Below are 2,205 nucleotides of genomic sequence, written 5' to 3'. Positions count from 1 at the left end.
GGTGGTGTTACTGTTAATAATAAATTTGAGGCTAATAAGTAAGTGTCTGCTAGTGCATCCTTCTCTTGTAAACTTACCTTGGTTAAATCCTGCTCATTGCGCATGTGAAAGCCACCGCTAACCCCTTTTAGCCTATGGGTAAACACTGAACTGCCGCCTTCTTTCAGTGTTTTTATAATCTCTTCAGCACGAAAATATTTAGTGCCATATTCAGGCAGAATTAAATAAACGGGTAAATTACTAACTTGGGCCACATCCACATACTGCGCATTAGTGCCTAGCTTCGGCTTACCCAAAATAAGGTGTGGAGAATGCAACAGGTGGCCTTTCAAATAATGCTCATCAGGGTTGTTCAGTTGCCACTGATTAGCAACCTTAAGTGCCAATTGAGCCCCTCGACCTGAAGCAATAAAAAATAGCTGCTTAAAACCCTGCGCTTTTGAATAATCAACCAGCTCTAGTAAATCATTAACATTAAACTGATCAATACTGCTACGACGTGGCGCCACCATATAACTCGAATGTAAATCAGCAGCCCACAACGTATGATTTTCGAACGCCAATTGTTGTGCAGTGGTCACATAACCTTTACCCAAACCGCGCTCCGAAGGTAGTTGCAAATACAGCGTATCTCCTTCACCTGGATAACTATCGATCGTAATTACTTCGCCTGAAGATAACTCTAAGTCAAATTTTTCTCCAGCATATAGTGTCGTAGCAAAGAGCGACACTATTAAGATTAACCACTTCATTTAGCGTTATATAATTCCAAAATGTAATACAAAAACACTCCTTCTGACGAGCGTGCAGGGCCGACAACCTTGGCTGCGTAACGATGATTATCTGGGCTTGATTGATCCATGGCAACTTGTAAATCTGAAACGATCTCTACATTGTTGGCTGGCACACGCCCACGATTCACTCGAGGTATCATTACCACAGCAAAAGCCTCTTTAGCAGCATTGGCACTAGGGTGCGGATCTAGCGAATAACCTCTCATGCGTCTTTGGTAATAATTTTTGAACCACACACTTGATTGGCTGGAACGGCAACATGGATTTTAGCTGGCAACGACAACTCCATCGCATTCACACGACGCACAAATTCTGCTTTATCGACTTTACCGCCTATCATCTCATTAAACACCTTTTCTTCCCAAATTGAGCTAACTGTGCGTCCGCCATAATCGTGTGCCGGATACACATAGGTTTCATCTGGCAAGGTAAATAATTGCGAAATAGAATCAAATAATTTTTCAGCGGATCCACCCTGGAAATCACAACGACCGCAACTTCGAATCAGTAAGGCGTCGCCGGTAAAAACTTTATCACCAATAACGTACGACATACAGCCATCAGTATGTCCCGGTGTTGATAGAGCATTGATTTGATATTCACCAAAATGCAAACTTTCACCATCTTTGATTAAAACATCAGCGCAAGCAACCGGGTTAAATTCACCCAAAACAATTTTAGCTTCATTGAATCTTTGTTTAAGTGGGCAAGAACTGGTAATATGATCTGCATGCACGTGGGTTTCAATAATGTATTTAAGCTCCAAACCTAATTCTTCAATCAGGCCAATATCACGCTGCTTAGTCTCAGCAACTGCATCAATAATCACCGCCTCTTTAGTTTTAGAATCGGCCAAGAGATACGTATAAGTTGAGCTTTCTTTTTCAAACAACGGTCTAAAAATTAAACTCATGGTAGTACTTTTTTAAAGGGTTTAACCATAACGCGCTCATACGCACCCGACGCCATATACGGATCGGCGTCCGCCCAAGTTTGGGCCTGCTCAAGTGAATCAAATTCAGCAACAACTAAAGAACCGGTAAAGCCTGCTTCACCGGGTTCGTTATTATCAATCGCAGGATGTGGGCCTGCCAAAATCAAACGCCCTTCATTTTTTAAGCGGTTTAGGCGTTCAATATGTGCTGGACGCACTAACATTCTTTTTTCTAATGAATGCTCAACATCTTGTGAAATAATCGCATACAACATTATTTACTTCTCCCAATTATGCCGATTAAGTAGCGCTAATAACCCAAACACACAACCACCTACTATATCGAGTAACATATCCTTTTGCGCATCCCAAATATCACCTTGTGAACCTAAAAAGGCTGCGCCTGATTCACCACCTTCAAGGATGGCATAATACATTTCGATGACCTCATAGCTGGCCGCCCAAAACCCCAGGGCA

Annotated in this window: 5 protein-coding genes; all 5 read right to left on the bottom strand. The window is 42.1% G+C overall.

Annotated elements, in window-relative coordinates; all coding sequences use genetic code 11:
* Window positions 1-752, bottom strand: a 752-nt coding sequence (locus PSN35_RS07270; RefSeq protein WP_300031522.1) for a hypothetical protein, incomplete at its 3' end; no start/stop codon positions are given.
* Window positions 749-1,000 carry a hypothetical protein gene (locus PSN35_RS07265; protein WP_300031519.1) on the bottom strand — a complete coding sequence of 84 codons (252 nt, stop codon included), beginning with the start codon at window positions 998-1,000 and terminating at the stop codon, window positions 749-751. The genes PSN35_RS07265 and PSN35_RS07270, both read right to left, overlap by 4 nt.
* Entirely contained in the window at window positions 997-1,707 is a 711-nt protein-coding gene (locus PSN35_RS07260; RefSeq protein ID WP_300031516.1) for an MBL fold metallo-hydrolase, read from the bottom strand. The genes PSN35_RS07265 and PSN35_RS07260 overlap by 4 nt, the downstream gene beginning before the upstream one ends.
* Window positions 1,704-2,003 carry a YciI family protein gene (locus PSN35_RS07255; protein ID WP_300031513.1) on the bottom strand — a complete coding sequence of 100 codons (300 nt, stop codon included), beginning with the start codon at window positions 2,001-2,003 and terminating at the stop codon, window positions 1,704-1,706. The genes PSN35_RS07260 and PSN35_RS07255 overlap by 4 nt, the downstream gene beginning before the upstream one ends.
* Before the next feature lie 3 nt (window positions 2,004-2,006).
* Window positions 2,007-2,205: DUF2238 domain-containing protein (locus PSN35_RS07250; protein WP_300031510.1), on the bottom strand; the 199-nt coding region annotated here is incomplete at its 5' end.

It is taken from the genome of Candidatus Thioglobus sp. (assembly GCF_028599055.1).
Classification (GTDB): domain Bacteria; phylum Pseudomonadota; class Gammaproteobacteria; order PS1; family Pseudothioglobaceae; genus Thioglobus_A.
The sequence above is the reverse complement of the archived record's forward strand: the minus strand, read 5'-3'. Positions and strand labels throughout refer to the sequence as shown.